At 34.6% G+C, this 15,307-nt stretch carries 28 protein-coding genes; all 28 read right to left on the reverse strand.

Going from position 1 to position 15,307, the window contains the following annotated elements; translation table 11 throughout:
* Positions 1-139: 139 nt before the first annotated feature.
* The 28 genes from eno to rplW all read right to left on the reverse strand — a co-directional run bounded on the left by eno (position 140) and on the right by rplW (position 15,300).
* A complete protein-coding gene (gene eno, locus BOW57_RS10545) occupies positions 140-1,432 on the reverse strand; it encodes a phosphopyruvate hydratase (protein ID WP_089055320.1) in 1,293 nt (430 codons plus the stop codon).
* 102 nt (positions 1,433-1,534) lie between these two features.
* Positions 1,535-2,653, reverse strand: a complete 1,119-nt coding sequence (gene carA / locus BOW57_RS10550; RefSeq protein WP_129054134.1) for a glutamine-hydrolyzing carbamoyl-phosphate synthase small subunit — start codon at positions 2,651-2,653, stop codon at positions 1,535-1,537.
* 243 nt (positions 2,654-2,896) lie between these two features.
* Complete coding sequence (gene rplQ, locus BOW57_RS10555; protein WP_031456031.1) at positions 2,897-3,388, reverse strand: 50S ribosomal protein L17; 492 nt, start codon at positions 3,386-3,388, stop codon at positions 2,897-2,899.
* A 62-nt stretch (positions 3,389-3,450) separates the two neighbouring features.
* A complete protein-coding gene (locus BOW57_RS10560) occupies positions 3,451-4,443 on the reverse strand; it encodes a DNA-directed RNA polymerase subunit alpha (protein WP_008464329.1) in 993 nt (330 codons plus the stop codon).
* A 21-nt stretch (positions 4,444-4,464) separates the two neighbouring features.
* Positions 4,465-5,070, reverse strand: coding sequence for a 30S ribosomal protein S4 (gene rpsD / locus BOW57_RS10565; RefSeq protein WP_029272055.1), 606 nt, complete (start codon positions 5,068-5,070; stop codon positions 4,465-4,467).
* 89 nt (positions 5,071-5,159) lie between these two features.
* Entirely contained in the window at positions 5,160-5,543 is a 384-nt protein-coding gene (gene rpsK / locus BOW57_RS10570) for a 30S ribosomal protein S11 (protein WP_053470832.1), read from the reverse strand.
* An 8-nt stretch (positions 5,544-5,551) separates the two neighbouring features.
* The gene (rpsM, locus tag BOW57_RS10575) at positions 5,552-5,926 is read right to left on the reverse strand and encodes a 30S ribosomal protein S13 (protein WP_089055322.1); all 375 of its coding nucleotides are present in this window, start codon (positions 5,924-5,926) and stop codon (positions 5,552-5,554) included.
* A 2-nt stretch (positions 5,927-5,928) separates the two neighbouring features.
* Positions 5,929-6,045 (reverse strand): type B 50S ribosomal protein L36, encoded by a 117-nt coding sequence (gene ykgO, locus BOW57_RS10580; protein ID WP_002987490.1) that lies wholly within the window; start codon positions 6,043-6,045, stop codon positions 5,929-5,931.
* A 12-nt stretch (positions 6,046-6,057) separates the two neighbouring features.
* The gene (gene infA / locus BOW57_RS10585; RefSeq protein WP_007136545.1) at positions 6,058-6,273 is read right to left on the reverse strand and encodes a translation initiation factor IF-1; all 216 of its coding nucleotides are present in this window, start codon (positions 6,271-6,273) and stop codon (positions 6,058-6,060) included.
* Between the two features lie 7 nt (positions 6,274-6,280).
* The gene (secY, locus tag BOW57_RS10590; protein ID WP_089055323.1) at positions 6,281-7,627 is read right to left on the reverse strand and encodes a preprotein translocase subunit SecY; all 1,347 of its coding nucleotides are present in this window, start codon (positions 7,625-7,627) and stop codon (positions 6,281-6,283) included.
* Between the two features lie 13 nt (positions 7,628-7,640).
* Positions 7,641-8,093 (reverse strand): 50S ribosomal protein L15, encoded by a 453-nt coding sequence (gene rplO / locus BOW57_RS10595; protein ID WP_026982954.1) that lies wholly within the window; start codon positions 8,091-8,093, stop codon positions 7,641-7,643.
* 11 nt (positions 8,094-8,104) lie between these two features.
* Positions 8,105-8,287, reverse strand: coding sequence for a 50S ribosomal protein L30 (gene rpmD, locus BOW57_RS10600; protein ID WP_056068811.1), 183 nt, complete (start codon positions 8,285-8,287; stop codon positions 8,105-8,107).
* 11 nt (positions 8,288-8,298) lie between these two features.
* Entirely contained in the window at positions 8,299-8,823 is a 525-nt protein-coding gene (gene rpsE, locus BOW57_RS10605) for a 30S ribosomal protein S5 (RefSeq protein WP_085950926.1), read from the reverse strand.
* A gap of 3 nt (positions 8,824-8,826) precedes the next feature.
* Complete coding sequence (gene rplR / locus BOW57_RS10610) at positions 8,827-9,177, reverse strand: 50S ribosomal protein L18 (protein WP_068843789.1); 351 nt, start codon at positions 9,175-9,177, stop codon at positions 8,827-8,829.
* Between the two features lie 11 nt (positions 9,178-9,188).
* A complete protein-coding gene (rplF, locus tag BOW57_RS10615; RefSeq protein ID WP_129023596.1) occupies positions 9,189-9,731 on the reverse strand; it encodes a 50S ribosomal protein L6 in 543 nt (180 codons plus the stop codon).
* Between the two features lie 18 nt (positions 9,732-9,749).
* Positions 9,750-10,148 carry a 30S ribosomal protein S8 gene (gene rpsH / locus BOW57_RS10620; protein WP_029272051.1) on the reverse strand — a complete coding sequence of 133 codons (399 nt, stop codon included), beginning with the start codon at positions 10,146-10,148 and terminating at the stop codon, positions 9,750-9,752.
* A gap of 104 nt (positions 10,149-10,252) precedes the next feature.
* Positions 10,253-10,522, reverse strand: coding sequence for a 30S ribosomal protein S14 (rpsN, locus tag BOW57_RS10625; protein WP_031456037.1), 270 nt, complete (start codon positions 10,520-10,522; stop codon positions 10,253-10,255).
* 3 nt (positions 10,523-10,525) lie between these two features.
* Positions 10,526-11,077, reverse strand: coding sequence for a 50S ribosomal protein L5 (gene rplE / locus BOW57_RS10630; RefSeq protein ID WP_017495015.1), 552 nt, complete (start codon positions 11,075-11,077; stop codon positions 10,526-10,528).
* 2 nt (positions 11,078-11,079) lie between these two features.
* Positions 11,080-11,394, reverse strand: a complete 315-nt coding sequence (gene rplX, locus BOW57_RS10635) for a 50S ribosomal protein L24 (RefSeq protein WP_007803650.1) — start codon at positions 11,392-11,394, stop codon at positions 11,080-11,082.
* Positions 11,395-11,405: 11 nt separating this feature from the next.
* Positions 11,406-11,774, reverse strand: coding sequence for a 50S ribosomal protein L14 (gene rplN, locus BOW57_RS10640; RefSeq protein ID WP_007803649.1), 369 nt, complete (start codon positions 11,772-11,774; stop codon positions 11,406-11,408).
* A 2-nt stretch (positions 11,775-11,776) separates the two neighbouring features.
* Positions 11,777-12,037 (reverse strand): 30S ribosomal protein S17, encoded by a 261-nt coding sequence (gene rpsQ / locus BOW57_RS10645; protein ID WP_089055326.1) that lies wholly within the window; start codon positions 12,035-12,037, stop codon positions 11,777-11,779.
* Positions 12,038-12,054: 17 nt separating this feature from the next.
* Positions 12,055-12,246, reverse strand: a complete 192-nt coding sequence (gene rpmC, locus BOW57_RS10650) for a 50S ribosomal protein L29 (RefSeq protein WP_008464297.1) — start codon at positions 12,244-12,246, stop codon at positions 12,055-12,057.
* A gap of 12 nt (positions 12,247-12,258) precedes the next feature.
* A complete protein-coding gene (rplP, locus tag BOW57_RS10655) occupies positions 12,259-12,684 on the reverse strand; it encodes a 50S ribosomal protein L16 (RefSeq protein ID WP_017495016.1) in 426 nt (141 codons plus the stop codon).
* 19 nt (positions 12,685-12,703) lie between these two features.
* Positions 12,704-13,465 (reverse strand): 30S ribosomal protein S3, encoded by a 762-nt coding sequence (rpsC, locus tag BOW57_RS10660; RefSeq protein WP_007803635.1) that lies wholly within the window; start codon positions 13,463-13,465, stop codon positions 12,704-12,706.
* 5 nt (positions 13,466-13,470) lie between these two features.
* A complete protein-coding gene (rplV, locus tag BOW57_RS10665; RefSeq protein ID WP_007803631.1) occupies positions 13,471-13,884 on the reverse strand; it encodes a 50S ribosomal protein L22 in 414 nt (137 codons plus the stop codon).
* Between the two features lie 6 nt (positions 13,885-13,890).
* Complete coding sequence (gene rpsS / locus BOW57_RS10670; RefSeq protein WP_008464288.1) at positions 13,891-14,169, reverse strand: 30S ribosomal protein S19; 279 nt, start codon at positions 14,167-14,169, stop codon at positions 13,891-13,893.
* Positions 14,170-14,175: 6 nt separating this feature from the next.
* On the reverse strand, positions 14,176-15,000 hold the full coding sequence (rplB, locus tag BOW57_RS10675; protein WP_035650459.1) for a 50S ribosomal protein L2: 825 nt from the start codon (positions 14,998-15,000) through the stop codon (positions 14,176-14,178).
* 9 nt (positions 15,001-15,009) lie between these two features.
* A complete protein-coding gene (gene rplW, locus BOW57_RS10680) occupies positions 15,010-15,300 on the reverse strand; it encodes a 50S ribosomal protein L23 (RefSeq protein ID WP_012022489.1) in 291 nt (96 codons plus the stop codon).
* Positions 15,301-15,307 lie beyond the last annotated feature (7 nt).

A 15,307-nucleotide genomic window follows, 5' to 3' on the forward strand; every position in this document is an offset into this window, starting at 1 on the left:
TTCTTTAAAATAATAATTTATCAAATCTAAGGAATTTAAGACTAATTAAAAAAAGAATCCTGCTATGAATTTGTTAAAACTCCAAAAAAAAACCATTCGAACAAACGAATGGTTTAATCTTAACATATAACTCTTACAATTATTTTATCTTGAAAGCGTTTAAGCCAGGGAAATAAGCAGTACTTCCTAATTCTTCCTCAATTCTTAATAATTGGTTGTATTTTGCCATACGATCTGAACGTGAAGCAGAACCCGTTTTGATTTGCCCACAGTTTAATGCAACAGCTAAGTCAGCAATTGTATTATCTTCAGTTTCTCCTGAACGGTGTGACATTACTGAAGTGTATCCAGCATTTTTAGCCATATTTACAGCAGCAATAGTTTCTGTCAAAGTTCCAATTTGGTTTACTTTAACTAAAATTGAATTTGCAATTCCTTTTTCAATACCTGTAGACAAACGAGCAACGTTTGTAACAAATAAATCATCACCTACTAATTGTACTTTATCTCCAATTTTTTCAGTTAAGTATTTCCATCCATTCCAGTCATCTTCATACATACCATCTTCGATAGAAATAATTGGATATTTAGCAGCAAGTTCAGCTAAATAATCAGCTTGCTCTTCAGAAGTTCTAATTTTTCCAGTTTCACCTTCAAATTTAGTATAATCGTATTTTCCGTTTACATAAAATTCAGAAGCTGCACAGTCAAGAGCGATCATAATTTCGTCTCCAAAAGTATAACCCGCTTTTTCAACTGCTAATTTAATAGTATCTAAAGCATCTTCAGTACCACCAGCTAAGTTTGGAGCAAAACCTCCTTCATCACCAACAGCTGTACTTAAACCTCTGTCGTGTAATACTTTTTTCAAACTGTGGAAAATTTCAGTCCCCATTTGCATAGAATGCGTAAAAGAAGTTGCTTTTACAGGGAAAATCATAAACTCTTGAAATGCGATAGGCGCATCTGAGTGAGAACCACCGTTGATAATATTCATCATCGGAACAGGTAATGTATTAGCAGAAACCCCACCTACATATCTGTACAATGGCAATCCAAGTTCATTAGCAGCAGCTTTTGCAGCAGCAAGAGAAACTCCTAAAATTGCATTAGCTCCCAATTTTGATTTATTTGGAGTTCCATCTAAATCAATCATCAATTGGTCAATTGTGTTTTGTTCAAAAACAGAAGTTCCAACTAATTCTTCAGCAATAACAGTATTTACATTATTCACTGCATTCAAAACTCCTTTTCCAAGATAAGCTTTACCTCCATCACGTAATTCAACAGCTTCGTGCTCTCCAGTTGATGCTCCAGATGGAACAGCAGCTCTACCTAAAACTCCATTTTCAGTTACTACATCAACTTCAATAGTAGGATTTCCTCTAGAATCAAGAATTTGTCTTGCGTGAACTTTAATTATAATACTCATTATTTTTATTTTTTTATTAATAAATTATATTTTTTTTTCGAAATTATAAAAATATTTAATACTTAAAACGGATTTAAAATAATAAACACCTTTATTTATTAACTACATCGTTTTAGACGAAGCTGATTCTATATTCTCAACAAACTGATCGAACAAATAAGAAGAATCATGTGGTCCAGGACTAGCTTCTGGATGATATTGTACTGAAAAACAATTTTTATTTTTCATTCTCATTCCGGCAACAGTACCATCATTTAAATGTACATGTGTAATCTCCAATTCTGGGTGATTTTCTAATTGCTCTTTCTTAACTGCAAATCCATGATTCTGAGAAGTAATCTCCCCTTTACCGGTTAAAATATTTTTAACTGGGTGATTAATTCCTCGGTGCCCGTTAAACATCTTATAAGTTTCAATGCCATTAGCAAGACCAATTACTTGATGCCCTAAACAAATTCCAAATAAAGGCTTATCGTTTGCAAGAATTTGTTTTGCAACTTCAATTGCCCCAAAAAGTGGATCTGGATCACCAGGTCCGTTTGACAAGAAATATCCATCTGGATTAAATGATGCTAAATCCTCATAAGTAGAATTGTATGGAAAAACTTTTATGTAACAGTCTCTCTTAGCAAGATTTCTCAAAATATTCCTTTTAATTCCAAGATCTAAAGCCGAAACTTTATACTTAGCATTCTCCTCTCCAAAATAATACGGCTCAGTTGTTGACACTTTAGAAGCCAACTCTAACCCTTCCATATTTGGAACATCAGCTAATTCTTTCTTCAAATCTTCTAAAGAAGTTCCATCAGTACAAATAACAGCATTCATAGCGCCATTATCACGAATATAACTAACAAGAGCTCTAGTATCTACATCAGAAATACATATCAGATTTTGTTTCGCGAAATAATCTTCTAAACTCTCAGAAGCTCTTTCTCGTGAAAAGTTAAAGCTAAAGTTTTTACAAACTAAACCAGCTATTTTAATGCTTTCAGACTCTATCTCTAAATCATTTACACCATAATTACCAATATGCGCATTAGTAGCCACCATTATCTGACCAAAATAGGACGGATCTGTAAAGATTTCTTGATATCCAGTCATTCCAGTATTAAAACATACTTCACCGAAAGTTTTACCGCTTATACCGATAGATTTTCCATGAAAAATAGTTCCGTCACTAAGTAATAAAATGGCGCTTTGTCGTGTTGTGTATTTCATTCTTTAATTTGTATTGTTTTTAATCGTATTATGAAACCATTAAAGTTTCACCTGTAATTAGATATTTTGCAAATTTACTTCTTTAAAAGAGTGCTGCCAAGATTTTTTAAAAATTTCATTAATAAAAATAAAACCAAGACATTTAAAAAAGTTAAATTTTAATTTCCTCTAAAAAAATCAAAAAAAAAGGATAAACTAAAAATTAGTTTATCCTTGATTTCTATAGAATCATTACTTTCATAATTATTCAGAAGCTTCAGTAGTCGTTTCTGATTCAGCAGCAGGAGCTTCTGGAGTAGTCTCCTCAGCTTTTTTAGCTTTACCACCACGACGGCTTTTTGCTTTTTTAACTTCTTTTTTACCACCATTGTAAAGTTCATTGAAATCTACAAGTTCGATCATTGCCATATCAGCATTATCTCCCAAACGATTTCCAACTTTAATGATACGAGTGTATCCACCTGGACGGTCACCAACTTTAGCAGCTACGTCTCTGAACAAATCAGTTACAGCATATTTGCTACGTAAGTAAGCAAAAACAATACGACGATTGTGAGTCGTATCTTCTTTTGATTTAGTGATTAAAGGCTCAACAAATTGTTTAAGCGCTTTAGCCTTAGCAACAGTAGTATTAATACGTTTGTGCTCAATAAGAGAACAAGCCATATTAGCCAACATAGCTTTTCTATGTCCAGTCTGTCTGCTTAAGTGGTTGAATTTTTTTCCGTGTCTCATGACGTGTTTTTTTTATCTTCATCTTGCTACAATCCACTATGGAGAGCAAAATATGAAGTAAATTATTCTTTATCTAATTTGTATTTAGCTAAGTCCATTCCGAAAGTTAAATTTTTAACTGCAACAAGTTCGTCAAGTTCAGTTAAAGATTTTTTACCAAAATTACGGAATTTCATTAGGTCATTTTTATTGAACGATACTAAATCACCAAGTGTATCAACTTCAGCCGCTTTCAAGCAATTTAATGCTCTCACAGATAAATCCATATCAACAAGCTTAGTTTTAAGCAATTGTCTCATATGCAATGACTCTTCATCATACGATTCTGTTTGTGCAATTTCGTCAGCCTCAAGTGTAATTCTTTCGTCAGAAAACAACATGAAATGGTGAATTAAAACTTTTGCAGCTTCAGTAAGAGCATCTTTAGGATTAATAGATCCATCAGTTTTAATTTCAAAAACCAATTTTTCGTAATCTGTTTTTTGCTCTACACGGAAGTTTTCAATTGCATACTTTACATTTTTTACCGGAGTAAAAATAGAGTCAGTAAAAATTGTTCCAATTGCAGCATTCTGTTTTTTGTTCTCCTCAGCAGGAACGTATCCTCTACCTTTTTCGATTGTTAAATCGAAGTTCAATTTGATTTTAGAATCTAAATTACAGATAACAAGGTCTGGATTCAAAACTTGGAAACCTGAAATAAATTTTTGAAAATCACCTGCTGTTAATTGATCTTTACCAGAAACAGAAATAGTAACTGATTCATTATCGATATCTTCGATCTGACGTTTGAAACGTACTTGTTTTAGATTAAGGATAATTTCGGTAACATCTTCAACAACACCTGAAATAGTAGAAAACTCATGATCTACACCTTCGATACGAACAGATGTAATTGCATAACCTTCTAATGCTGAAAGCAAAACTCTTCTAAGTGCATTACCAACTGTCAATCCATAACCAGGTTCCAAAGGTCTAAATTCGAATTTACCTTCAAAATCGGTTGAATCGATCATGATAACTTTATCGGGCTTTTGAAAATTAAATATTGCCATAAATTTCGACTAAGTCAATTATTATTTGTTGTACAACTCTACGATTAATTGTTCTTTAATGTTTTCTGGAATTTGAAGTCTTGCAGGTACAGAAACAAAAGTTCCTTCTTTAAGATCATTGTTCCAAGTAATCCATTCATAAACATGACTTGAATTTGATAAAGAACGTTCGATAGCTTCTAAAGATTTAGATTTTTCACGAACTGCAACTTTATCACCAGGCTTAAGGTGGTAAGAAGGAATATTAACAACCTCACCATTAACAGTAATGTGTCTGTGAGATACGATTTGACGTGCACCTCTTCTAGATGGAGCAATTCCCATTCTAAAAACAACATTATCTAATCTTGCTTCACATAATTGTAATAAAACTTCACCAGTTACTCCTTTAGTTGCTGATGCTTTTTCGAATAAATTTCTGAATTGTTTTTCTAAAATTCCATAAGAATACTTAGCTTTTTGCTTTTCCATTAACTGAACAGCGTACTCAGATTTTTTTCCTCTTTTTTTAGCCATCCCGTGTTGTCCAGGTGGGTAATTTCTTTTTTCGAAAGATTTATCATCTCCGAAGATTGCTTCGCCAAATTTACGAGCGATTCTTGTACTAGGACCAGTATATCTTGCCATTTTAAATTGTTTAAGATTGAGATTATGAATTCAGGTCTTATCCTTCGATAATCTATATTCAATCTAGGTTATACTATAATTTTTGAGTATTAAACTCTACGTCTTTTAGGAGGACGACATCCGTTGTGAGGCATTGGAGTAACATCGATAATCTCAGTAACTTCAATTCCACCGTTATGAATAGAACGGATAGCAGACTCACGCCCGTTTCCTGGTCCTTTTACATAAACTTTTACTTTTTTAAGTCCAGCTTCAAGAGCTACTTTACTACAATCTTCTGCTGCCATTTGAGCTGCGTACGGAGTATTCTTTTTAGAACCTCTGAAACCCATTTTTCCAGCTGAAGACCAAGCAATAACTTCACCTTTCTTATTTGTCAAAGAAATAATAATATTGTTAAAAGTAGAAGAAACATGAGCTTCACCCGTTGATTCAACGATAACTTTACGTTTTTTTGCAGTTGCTTTAGCCATATTACTTATTATTTAGTTGCTTTTTTCTTGTTAGCAACAGTTTTTCTTTTTCCTTTTCTAGTTCTAGAGTTGTTTTTAGTTCTTTGACCTCTTAATGGAAGACCAGATCTATGACGAATACCTCTATAACAACCAATATCCATTAAACGTTTGATGTTCAAAGAAACTTCAGAACGTAATTCTCCTTCAATTTTGAATGCTCCAACAGCTTCACGAATCGCTCCGATCTCGTCATCATTCCAATCTTGAACTTTTTTATCTTGGCTAACTTGAGCTTTTTCTAAAATCTCAATAGCTCTACTTTTTCCTAATCCGAAAATATAGGTAAGTGCAATAACACCTCTTTTGTTTTTTGGGATATCTACCCCTGCTATTCTTGCCATAATTATCCTTGTCTTTGTTTAAATCTAGGATTCTTTTTGTTTATTACGTACAATCTCCCTTTTCTACGCACGATAATGCACTCGGCACTTCTCTTTTTTACTGATGCTCTAACTTTCATAGTGAATATCCTTTAATATCGATAAGTAATTCTTGCTTTTGACAAATCGTAAGGACTCATTTCTAGTTTCACTTTATCACCAGGTAATAACTTGATATAATGCATACGCATCTTTCCAGAAATATGAGCAATTACAATATGTCCATTTTCTAACTCCACACGGAACATCGCATTTGATAATGCTTCAATGATTGATCCGTCTTGTTCTATTGCTGATTGTTTTGCCATAAATATATTAAGCTACTGCTTTTCTATTTTTACCAGTCTTCATTAAACCATCATAATGCTTGTTTAACAAGTATGAATTGATTTGTTGAATAGTATCTATTGCAACTCCAACCATAATTATTAATGAGGTACCTCCAAAAAACATTGCCCAAGATTGTTGTACATCCATAATACTTACAACAATAGCTGGGAACACAGCAATCAAAGCAAGGAATAAAGATCCTGGGAAAGTTATTAAAGACATCACTTTATCAAGAAACTCAGAAGTTTCAGCTCCTGGACGAACGCCTGGAATAAAACCACCGCTTCTCTTTAAATCATCAGCCATCTTGTTAGTAGGTACGGTAATCGCAGTATAAAAGAATGTAAATACAATAATTAAAGTTGCAAAAACAAAATTATACCAAAAACCAAACATATTACTAAATGCACCAACAATTGATTGTGATGTATCTGATTTAGACAATCCAGCTACAGCTGCAGGGATAAACATAATTGCCTGAGCAAAAATGATTGGCATAACTCCAGAAGCATTAAGCTTTAAAGGAATCCATTGTCTATTACCTCCTGCTAAATCTTGCTCATAATCACCAGTTGTTGTACGACGAGCGTATTGAACTGGGATTCTACGTACTGCCATTGTAAGCAATACACAAGAAATGATTACCAATAGCCACACAATAATTTCAATAACTAACAACATTGGACCCCCATTGTTATTGGTAACTCTCGTTGTAAACTCTTGTATAAAAGCTTGCGGTAAACGAGCTAGAATACCAACCATAATTAATAATGAAATTCCATTTCCAATACCTTTATCTGTAATTTTCTCACCAAGCCACATAGCAAAAATAGTACCAGTTACTAAGATGATAACAGACGAGAACAAAAATTCAGGAGAATTAAAGCCTAGTAGAAATGCACTACTAGGCAATGTTCTGTATAAATTATAGATATAAGTTGGACCTTGAACCAGTGTAATAGCTATAGTCAACCAACGAGTGATTTGATTAATCTTTTTTCTACCACTTTCTCCATCGTTCTGAAGTTTTTGCAAATATGGAATCGCAATTCCCATTAACTGAACAACAATAGATGCAGAAATATAAGGCATAATACCTAAAGCAAAAACTGAAGCTTTAGAGAAAGCACCTCCTGTAAACATGTCTAGGATAGACCCTAAACCATTTTTAGTTTGTCCCGCTAAACCTGTTAATTGAGTTGCATCAATTCCAGGAAGCGTAACGTGTGCACCAAAACGATATACTAAAAGCAACCCTAATGTAATTAAGATTCTGTTTTTCAGTTCTTCGATTTTCCAAACATTACTTATTGATTCAATAAATTTCTTCATCTTAATAGATAAGTTATATAGTTACAGCTTCTCCACCAGCAGCTTCAATAGCAGCTTTTGCAGTAGCAGTAAATTTGTGGGCAGTTACTTTTAATTTTGCTTTCAATTCTCCTCTACCTAAAATCTTAACGATTTCATTTTTGGTAGCTAGACGATTTGCTACGAAATCTGTCATAGAAACAGAATCAGTAATCACACCATTGTCTACTAACAATTGAAGCGTATCTAAATTAACACCTTCGTATTCTTTACGATTGATGTTTGTGAAACCAAACTTAGGTACACGTCTTTGAAGTGGCATTTGCCCTCCTTCAAAACCAATCTTTTTAGAATAACCAGAACGAGATTTTGCTCCTTTGTGACCTCTTGCAGCAGTGCCACCTTTTCCAGAACCTTCTCCTCTACCTAATCTTTTATTTTGATTGTGTGTAGATCCTTCAGCAGGTTGTAAGTTACTTAAATTCATAACAGTATTTGTTATTTAGCTTCTTCTACAGAAACTAAGTGTTTAACTTTGTTTATCATCCCAAGGATAGCAGGATTTGACTCATGCTCCACAACTTGTCCCATTTTACGTAGACCTAAAGCTTCTAAACCTCTCTTTTGAGAAAGAGGACAGTTGATCTTGCTTCTTACTTGTTTTACTAATAATTTAGCCATAATTTCCTTGATTAACCTTTAAAAACTTTTTCTAAAGAAACTCCTCTTTGTTTTGCAACAGTATGAGCGCTTCTCATTTGTAATAAAGCATCAAAAGTTGCTTTAACTACGTTATGTGGATTTGATGATCCTTGAGATTTTGATAATACATCGTGAATACCTACTGATTCAAGAACTGAACGAACAGCTCCACCAGCAATAACTCCTGTACCATGAGAAGCAGGAATTAAGAATACACGTGCACCACCAAATTTTCCTTTTTGTTCGTGAGGAACAGATTGTCCATTCAAAGGAATTTTTACTAAATTTTTCTTAGCATCTTCTACTGCTTTCGCAATTGCTTCAGAAACGTCTTTAGATTTTCCTAATCCATGACCAACTACTCCATTTTCATCACCTACAACTACAATAGCAGAAAAACCGAAAGCTCTACCACCTTTTGTAACCTTAGTAACACGATTAACACTTACCAGACGATCTTTAAGTTCAAGACCACTTGGTTTTACCAATTCTACATTTTTGTATTTAGACATAATATATTAGAATTTAAGTCCAGCCGCTCTTGCGCCTTCTGCTAATGATTTAATACGACCGTGATATAAATATCCACCTCTATCAAAAGTGATGGTTTCAATCCCAGCTTTTAACGCTTTCTCTGCAACTAATTTTCCAACAGCGGCAGCGATTTCAACGTTAGTACCTTTTCCTATTTCTTTTTCTCTTGAAGATGCAGCTAATATAGTAACTCCATTTACATCATCAATAAGTTGAGCGTAAATTTCTTTATTACTTCTAAATACAGATAGTCTTGGGTTAGCAGCAGTACCACTAATCGATTTTCTAATTCTGAATCTAATTCTCTGTCTTCTATCAGATTTTGTTAATGACATAATCTTATTTTTTAAGCTGATTTACCTGCTTTTCTTCTTAATACTTCACCCACAAATTTAACACCTTTTCCTTTGTATGGCTCAGGCTTACGGAAACCTCTGATTTTCGCAGCAACTTGACCTAAAAGTTGTTTGTCAAATGATGTTAATTTTACGATTGGGTTCTTACCTTTTTCAGATATCGTCTCTAAAGCTACTTCTGGAGCAATTTCTAAAACAATATTGTGAGAATATCCAAGAGCTAAATCTAATTTTTGACCTTGGTTTGAAGCTCTATAACCAACTCCAACTAATTCTAGTTCTTTAGTAAAACCTTCAGACACACCAACAATCATGTTATTGATCAATGATCTGTATAATCCGTGTTTTGCTCTTTGGTCTTTATGATCAGATGATCTTTCAACTGAAACTTGATCACCTTCAACTTTAACAGTTACGTCCGAAAACTCCTGAGTCAGTTGACCTTTTTTTCCTTTTACTGTAATAATACCGTCTTTAACTTCAACAGTTACACCAGCAGGGATTACAATTGGGCTTTTACCTATTCTTGACATCTTATCTAGTGTTTAAAATTAGTATACGTAACAAATTACTTCACCACCTACATTTAACTGCTTAGCTTGTTTTCCAGTCATCAAACCTTTTGATGTAGAAACAATAGCAATTCCTAATCCATTAAGGATTCTAGGTAATTTGGCAGCACCAGCATACTTACGTAAACCTGGTTTACTAATTCTTTGGATATCTTTAATTACAGGCTCTTTAGTATCTTTATCATACTTTAAAGCAATTTTGATAGAACCTTGAACAGTGTTCGTTTCAAATTTGTAACTCAAGATATAACCTTGATCAAATAAGATCTTAGTTATTTCTTTTTTAAGATTAGAAGCTGGAATTTCAACAACTTTGTGGTTTGCAGCCACAGCGTTACGAACTCTAGTCAAATAATCTGCAATAGGATCTGTATACATATGTATTTGATTGCGATTATGGTTTTCGGGAGACACTCGTCTCCCGAACCTTTAATCAATTAAAATTATTTTTTGGTTTGCAAAAGTAATAACTTATTGCGAGATTACCAAGATGCTTTTTTTACTCCAGGAATTAACCCATTATTAGCCATCTCACGGAAAGTTACACGTGAAATACCGAATTGACGGATATAACCTCTTGGTCTACCTGTTAATTTACAACGATTATGCAAACGAACTGGTGAAGCATTTTTAGGTAATTTTTGTAAGCCTTCATAATCTCCAGCTTCTAATAAAGCTTTTCTTTTTTCAGCGTACTTAGCTACCGTTTTCTCTCTTTTAACCTCACGGGCTTTCATTGATTCTTTAGCCATGTCTTAATTCTTTTTAAAAGGTAATCCTAATTCAGCCAATAATGACTTTGCTTCCTTGTCTGTTTTTGCAGTAGTAACAAATGTAATATCCATTCCTGAAATTTTGTTTACTTTGTCAATATCAATTTCTGGGAAAATGATTTGCTCTAAAACTCCAAGATTGTAGTTACCTCTTCCGTCGAAACCTGTAGCTTTGATACCACTAAAATCTCTAACACGTGGTAAAGCAGAAGTAATAAGTCTATCTAAAAACTCATACATTCTTTCACCACGCAAAGTAACTTTTGCTCCAATAGGCATCCCTTTTCTCAATTTGAATGACGCAACGTCTTTCTTTGAAATTGTAGATACTGCTTTTTGTCCAGTGATCTTTGTCAACTCATCAACTGCATAGTCAATAAGTTTTTTATCAGATACAGCTGCACCAACTCCACGGCTCAAAACGATTTTCTCAAGTTTAGGAACTTGCATTACGTTTGTATATCCGAACTCTTCTTTAAGAGCAGAGATTACTCTACTCTTATATTCTTCTTTTAGTCTAGGTGTATATGCCATTACTATAGTACTTGATTAGATTTTTTTGAAAATCTTACTTTCTTATCTCCTTCTACTCTAATACCTACTCTAGTTGTCTCCTTAGTTTTAGGATCAATTAGAGAAATGTTAGAAATTTGAATAGAAGCTTCTTTCTTAACGATACCACCTTGAGGGTTTTTAGCACTTGGTTTTGTATGTTTCGAAACCATGTTTACACCTTCAACTATCGCTTTATTTTTCTCACGGTAAACACGTAAAACTTTACCTTCAGCACCTTTATGGTCTCCAGCAATAACTCTTACGATATCTCCTGATTTTATTTTTAGCTTTATCATCTTAAAACGAATTAAAGCACTTCTGGTGCTAATGATACAATTTTCATGAATTGTTTTTCACGAAGTTCTCTTGCTACCGGACCAAAAACACGAGTTCCTCTCATTTCCCCTGCAGCGTTCAAAAGAACACATGCATTGTCATCGAAACGGATATAAGAACCATCAGCTCTTCTCACTTCTTTTTTGGTACGTACAACAACTGCAGTTGAAACAGCTCCTTTTTTCACGTTTCCGTTTGGAGTTGCATCTTTAATAGATACTACAATCTTGTCACCAACAGAGGCATACCTTCTTTTGGTACCTCCTAAAACACGGATAGTTAAAACTTCTTTTGCTCCCGTGTTATCTGCTACTTTTAGTCTTGATTCCTGTTGTACCATAATTATTTAGCTCTTTCTAAGATTTCAACTAATCTCCAACATTTTGTTTTACTTAAAGGACGCGTTTCGCTAATTCTTACAGTATCTCCAATGTTACAGTCGTTTGTTTCGTCGTGTGCAACATATTTCTTAGTTTTCAACACGAACTTACCGTATAATGGGTGTTTTACTCTTCTTACTTCCGAAATAACGATAGATTTATCCATCTTATTTGAAGTAACAACACCTATTCTTTCTTTTCTTAAATTTCTTTTTTCTTCCATCTTTCAGCAGAATACAATTATTGTAACTCTCTTTTAGTTAACTCTGTAGCCAATCTTGCAACTGTTCTTCTAACGCTTCTAATTTGAAGTGGGTTAGCAATTGGAGAAATAGCATGAGCCATTTTTAGGTCAGCATATACTTTCTTAGTTTGACTAAGCTTTTCTTGCAACTCCGCTGCAGAAAGATCTTTTATTTCTGATTGTTTCATAATAAATATAAATTATGCTTCGAAATCTCTAGCAACGACGAATTTAGTTTTTACTGGAAGTTTCTGAGCCGCAAGACGCAAAGCCTCTTTTGCAACTGATAACGGAACTCCTCCAACTTCAAACATAATTCTTCCTGGTTTAACAACAGCAGCCCAATACTCAACTGCTCCTTTACCTTTACCCATACGTACTTCAAGAGGTTTCTTAGTGATAGGTTTGTCTGGAAATATTTTAATCCATAATTGTCCTTCTCTCTTCATGTAACGAGTTGCAGCGATACGCGCAGCTTCGATTTGACGAGAAGTTAAGAACATTCCATCTTCATGTACAGATTTAATACCAAACATTCCATTAGAAAGTTCATGCCCTCTTTGAGAGTTACCTTTCATCTTACCTTTTTGTACCTTACGGTATTTTGTTCTTTTAGGCTGTAACATTTTTCTTTAGTTTAAAAATTTACTTTCTTTTACGAGCGTCTGGTTTACCACCTTTATTAAAAGGTTTTCTATCTCCTCTTGGAGAATCTCCACCTTTACCACCACCAGTTCCAGATTGTTTTTTATCCATTCCTGCAAGTGGAGAAAGATCTCTCTTTCCGTAAACCTCACCTTTCATGATCCATACTTTGATACCCATTCTACCGTAAGTAGTGTGAGCTTCAGCCAAAGCATAGTCAATATCAGCTCTGAAAGTTGATAGAGGAATTCTACCTTCTTTGAAACCTTCTGAACGCGCCATCTCAGCACCATTCAAACGACCAGAAATCAAAACTTTGATACCTTCAGCGTTCATACGCATAGAAGCAGCAATAGCCATTTTGATTGCACGTCTGTAAGAAATACGGCTTTCGATTTGACGAGCGATGCTTGTCGCCACAAGATAAGCATCTAGCTCAGGTCTTTTGATTTCAAAGATGTTGATTTGAACCTCTTTGTCAGTAACTTTCTTAAGTTCTTCTTTTAACTTGTCTACCTCTTGTCCACCTTTTCCGATAATGATACCAGGTCTAGCAGTAGTGATAGTAACGGTTACAAGTTTCAAAGTTCTCTCGATGATTACTTTTGATACACTAGCTTTTGATAAACGAGCATGGATATACTTTCTGATTTTGTGATCTTCGGCTAATTTATCACCGTAATCATTTCCACCATACCAGTTTGAGTCCCACCCTCTGATGATACCAAGTCTATTTCCAATTGGATTTGTCTTTTGTCCCATGCTGCTTAAGAATTGCTTTGTGTGTTATTGATAGCTCCAAGCACGATTGTAACGTGGTTAGAACGTTTTCTGATTCTGTGTGCACGACCTTGTGGAGCTGGACGAAGTCTTTTCAACATCATTCCACCATCTACTCTGATCTCTTTAACAAATAATCCAGCTTCTTCTAAATTACCTTCACTATTTTTTTGCTCCCAGTTGTTGATTGCAGATAATAATAGTTTTTCTAATTTTCTTGAAGCTTCTTTAGAACTGAATCTTAAAATGTTAAGTGCTCTTTCTACCTTCTGACCTCTTACCAAGTCCGCTACTAAGCGCATTTTTCTAGGTGAAGTAGGGCAGTTATTCAATTTTGCGAAAGCAATAGACTTATTAGCCTCTTTTCTCGCATCTGCTGTTTCTCTTTTACGAACTCCCATTGCTTCTTATTTTTTACCTTTATTTTTTGCTCCAGCATGACCTCTAAAAGATCTAGTTGGTGAAAACTCTCCTAATTTGTGACCTACCATGTTTTCTGTTACGTAAACTGGTACAAATTGACGACCGTTATGAACTGCGATAGTTTGTCCAACGAAATCTGGAGTAATCATTGAAGCTCTAGACCAAGTCTTAACAACTGCATTTTTACCACTTTCTACGTTTTCTTGAACTTTCTTGTCTAATTTATAATGAACGAAAGGTCCTTTTTTTAATGAACGTGCCATATCTTATTATTTCTTTCTACGTTCTACGATATACTTGTTACTCGGGTTTTTCTTAGAACGAGTTCTGTAACCTTTAGCTGGCAATCCGTTTCTTGAACGTGGGTGCCCTCCAGAAGAACGTCCTTCACCACCTCCCATAGGGTGATCAACTGGGTTCATCGCTACTGGTCTAGTTCTAGGTCTTCTTCCTAACCATCTTGTTCTACCTGCTTTTCCAGATACAACTAATTGGTGATCAGAATTAGAAACAGCTCCAATTGTAGCCGAACAAGTTAACAAGATTAATCTTGTCTCACCAGATGGCATTTTAATTGTTGCATATTTCCCGTCTCTTGCCATTAACTGAGCAAAAGTTCCAGCTGAACGAGCAATAACAGCTCCTTGCCCTGGACGTAACTCAATACAAGATATAACAGTTCCAAGAGGAATTCTGCTTAAAGGTAATGTATTACCAATTTCAGGTTGAGATTCTGGACCAGAAACTAATTTCTGACCAACTTTCAATCCGTTTTGAGCAATTACATAAGTTTTCTCTCCATCAGCATAAGCTAACAAAGCGATAAATGCAGTACGATTTGGATCGTATTCGATTGATTTCACTGTAGCCGGAATTCCATCTTTAGTTCTTTTGAAATCAATAATACGATATCTCTGCTTGTGACCACCACCCGTATAACGCATGGTCATCTTTCCTTGACTATTTCTACCTCCAGAGTTTTTTATCGGCGCTATCAAAGAGCGTTCCGGCTTATCAGTTGTAATGGCGTCATAACCATTCACAACTCTAAATCGCTGACCTGGGGTAATAGGTTTTAATTTTCTTACTGACATTTTTCTATCTTAGATATTGTTGTAAAAATCAATTGTTTCTCCTTCTTGTACTTGAACAATTGCTTTTTTAATTGCATTTGTCTTTCCACTGATTAAACCACTTTTAGTGTATTTAGTAGATCTATCTGGTCTCACATTCATTGTGTTAACAGAAACGATAGTTACTCCATAAGCAGCCTCAACAGCTTTCTTAATCTGAACTTTGTTTGCTTTTTTGTCAACAACGAATCCGAAGCGGTTTAGAACTTCACTTTCTTTGGTTACTTTTTCAGTTACTATAGGTCTAATTATGATACTCATACTCCTA

The organism is Flavobacterium sp. YO64 (assembly GCF_004119505.1).
Classification (GTDB): domain Bacteria; phylum Bacteroidota; class Bacteroidia; order Flavobacteriales; family Flavobacteriaceae; genus Flavobacterium; species Flavobacterium oncorhynchi.

Bases quoted from the DNA above. Each gene is read 5' to 3' on its own strand.
- eno (WP_089055320.1), bottom strand. From the start codon at position 1,432: ATGAGTATTATAATTAAAGTTCACGCAAGACAAATTCTTGATTCTAGA.
- carA (WP_129054134.1), bottom strand. From the start codon at position 2,653: ATGAAATACACAACACGACAAAGCGCCATTTTATTACTTAGTGACGGA.
- rplQ (WP_031456031.1), bottom strand. From the start codon at position 3,388: ATGAGACACGGAAAAAAATTCAACCACTTAAGCAGACAGACTGGACAT.
- BOW57_RS10560 (WP_008464329.1), bottom strand. From the start codon at position 4,443: ATGGCAATATTTAATTTTCAAAAGCCCGATAAAGTTATCATGATCGAT.
- rpsD (WP_029272055.1), bottom strand. From the start codon at position 5,070: ATGGCAAGATATACTGGTCCTAGTACAAGAATCGCTCGTAAATTTGGC.
- rpsK (WP_053470832.1), bottom strand. From the start codon at position 5,543: ATGGCTAAAGCAACTGCAAAAAAACGTAAAGTTATCGTTGAATCAACG.
- rpsM (WP_089055322.1), bottom strand. From the start codon at position 5,926: ATGGCAAGAATAGCAGGGGTAGATATCCCAAAAAACAAAAGAGGTGTT.
- ykgO (WP_002987490.1), bottom strand. From the start codon at position 6,045: ATGAAAGTTAGAGCATCAGTAAAAAAGAGAAGTGCCGAGTGCATTATC.
- infA (WP_007136545.1), bottom strand. From the start codon at position 6,273: ATGGCAAAACAATCAGCAATAGAACAAGACGGATCAATCATTGAAGCA.
- secY (WP_089055323.1), bottom strand. From the start codon at position 7,627: ATGAAGAAATTTATTGAATCAATAAGTAATGTTTGGAAAATCGAAGAA.
- rplO (WP_026982954.1), bottom strand. From the start codon at position 8,093: ATGAATTTAAGTAACTTACAACCTGCTGAAGGATCTACACACAATCAA.
- rpmD (WP_056068811.1), bottom strand. From the start codon at position 8,287: ATGGCTAAATTATTAGTAAAACAAGTAAGAAGCAAGATCAACTGTCCT.
- rplR (WP_068843789.1), bottom strand. From the start codon at position 9,177: ATGTCATTAACAAAATCTGATAGAAGACAGAGAATTAGATTCAGAATT.
- rplF (WP_129023596.1), bottom strand. From the start codon at position 9,731: ATGTCAAGAATAGGTAAAAGCCCAATTGTAATCCCTGCTGGTGTAACT.
- rpsH (WP_029272051.1), bottom strand. From the start codon at position 10,148: ATGTATACAGATCCTATTGCAGATTATTTGACTAGAGTTCGTAACGCT.
- rpsN (WP_031456037.1), bottom strand. From the start codon at position 10,522: ATGGCTAAAGAATCAATGAAAGCCCGTGAGGTTAAAAGAGAGAAAACG.
- rplE (WP_017495015.1), bottom strand. From the start codon at position 11,077: ATGGCATATACACCTAGACTAAAAGAAGAATATAAGAGTAGAGTAATC.
- rplX (WP_007803650.1), bottom strand. From the start codon at position 11,394: ATGATAAAGCTAAAAATAAAATCAGGAGATATCGTAAGAGTTATTGCT.
- rplN (WP_007803649.1), bottom strand. From the start codon at position 11,774: ATGGTACAACAGGAATCAAGACTAAAAGTAGCAGATAACACGGGAGCA.
- rpsQ (WP_089055326.1), bottom strand. From the start codon at position 12,037: ATGGAAGAAAAAAGAAATTTAAGAAAAGAAAGAATAGGTGTTGTTACT.
- rpmC (WP_008464297.1), bottom strand. From the start codon at position 12,246: ATGAAACAATCAGAAATAAAAGATCTTTCTGCAGCGGAGTTGCAAGAA.
- rplP (WP_017495016.1), bottom strand. From the start codon at position 12,684: ATGTTACAGCCTAAAAGAACAAAATACCGTAAGGTACAAAAAGGTAAG.
- rpsC (WP_007803635.1), bottom strand. From the start codon at position 13,465: ATGGGACAAAAGACAAATCCAATTGGAAATAGACTTGGTATCATCAGA.
- rplV (WP_007803631.1), bottom strand. From the start codon at position 13,884: ATGGGAGTTCGTAAAAGAGAAACAGCAGATGCGAGAAAAGAGGCTAAT.
- rpsS (WP_008464288.1), bottom strand. From the start codon at position 14,169: ATGGCACGTTCATTAAAAAAAGGACCTTTCGTTCATTATAAATTAGAC.
- rplB (WP_035650459.1), bottom strand. From the start codon at position 15,000: ATGTCAGTAAGAAAATTAAAACCTATTACCCCAGGTCAGCGATTTAGA.
- rplW (WP_012022489.1), bottom strand. From the start codon at position 15,300: ATGAGTATCATAATTAGACCTATAGTAACTGAAAAAGTAACCAAAGAA.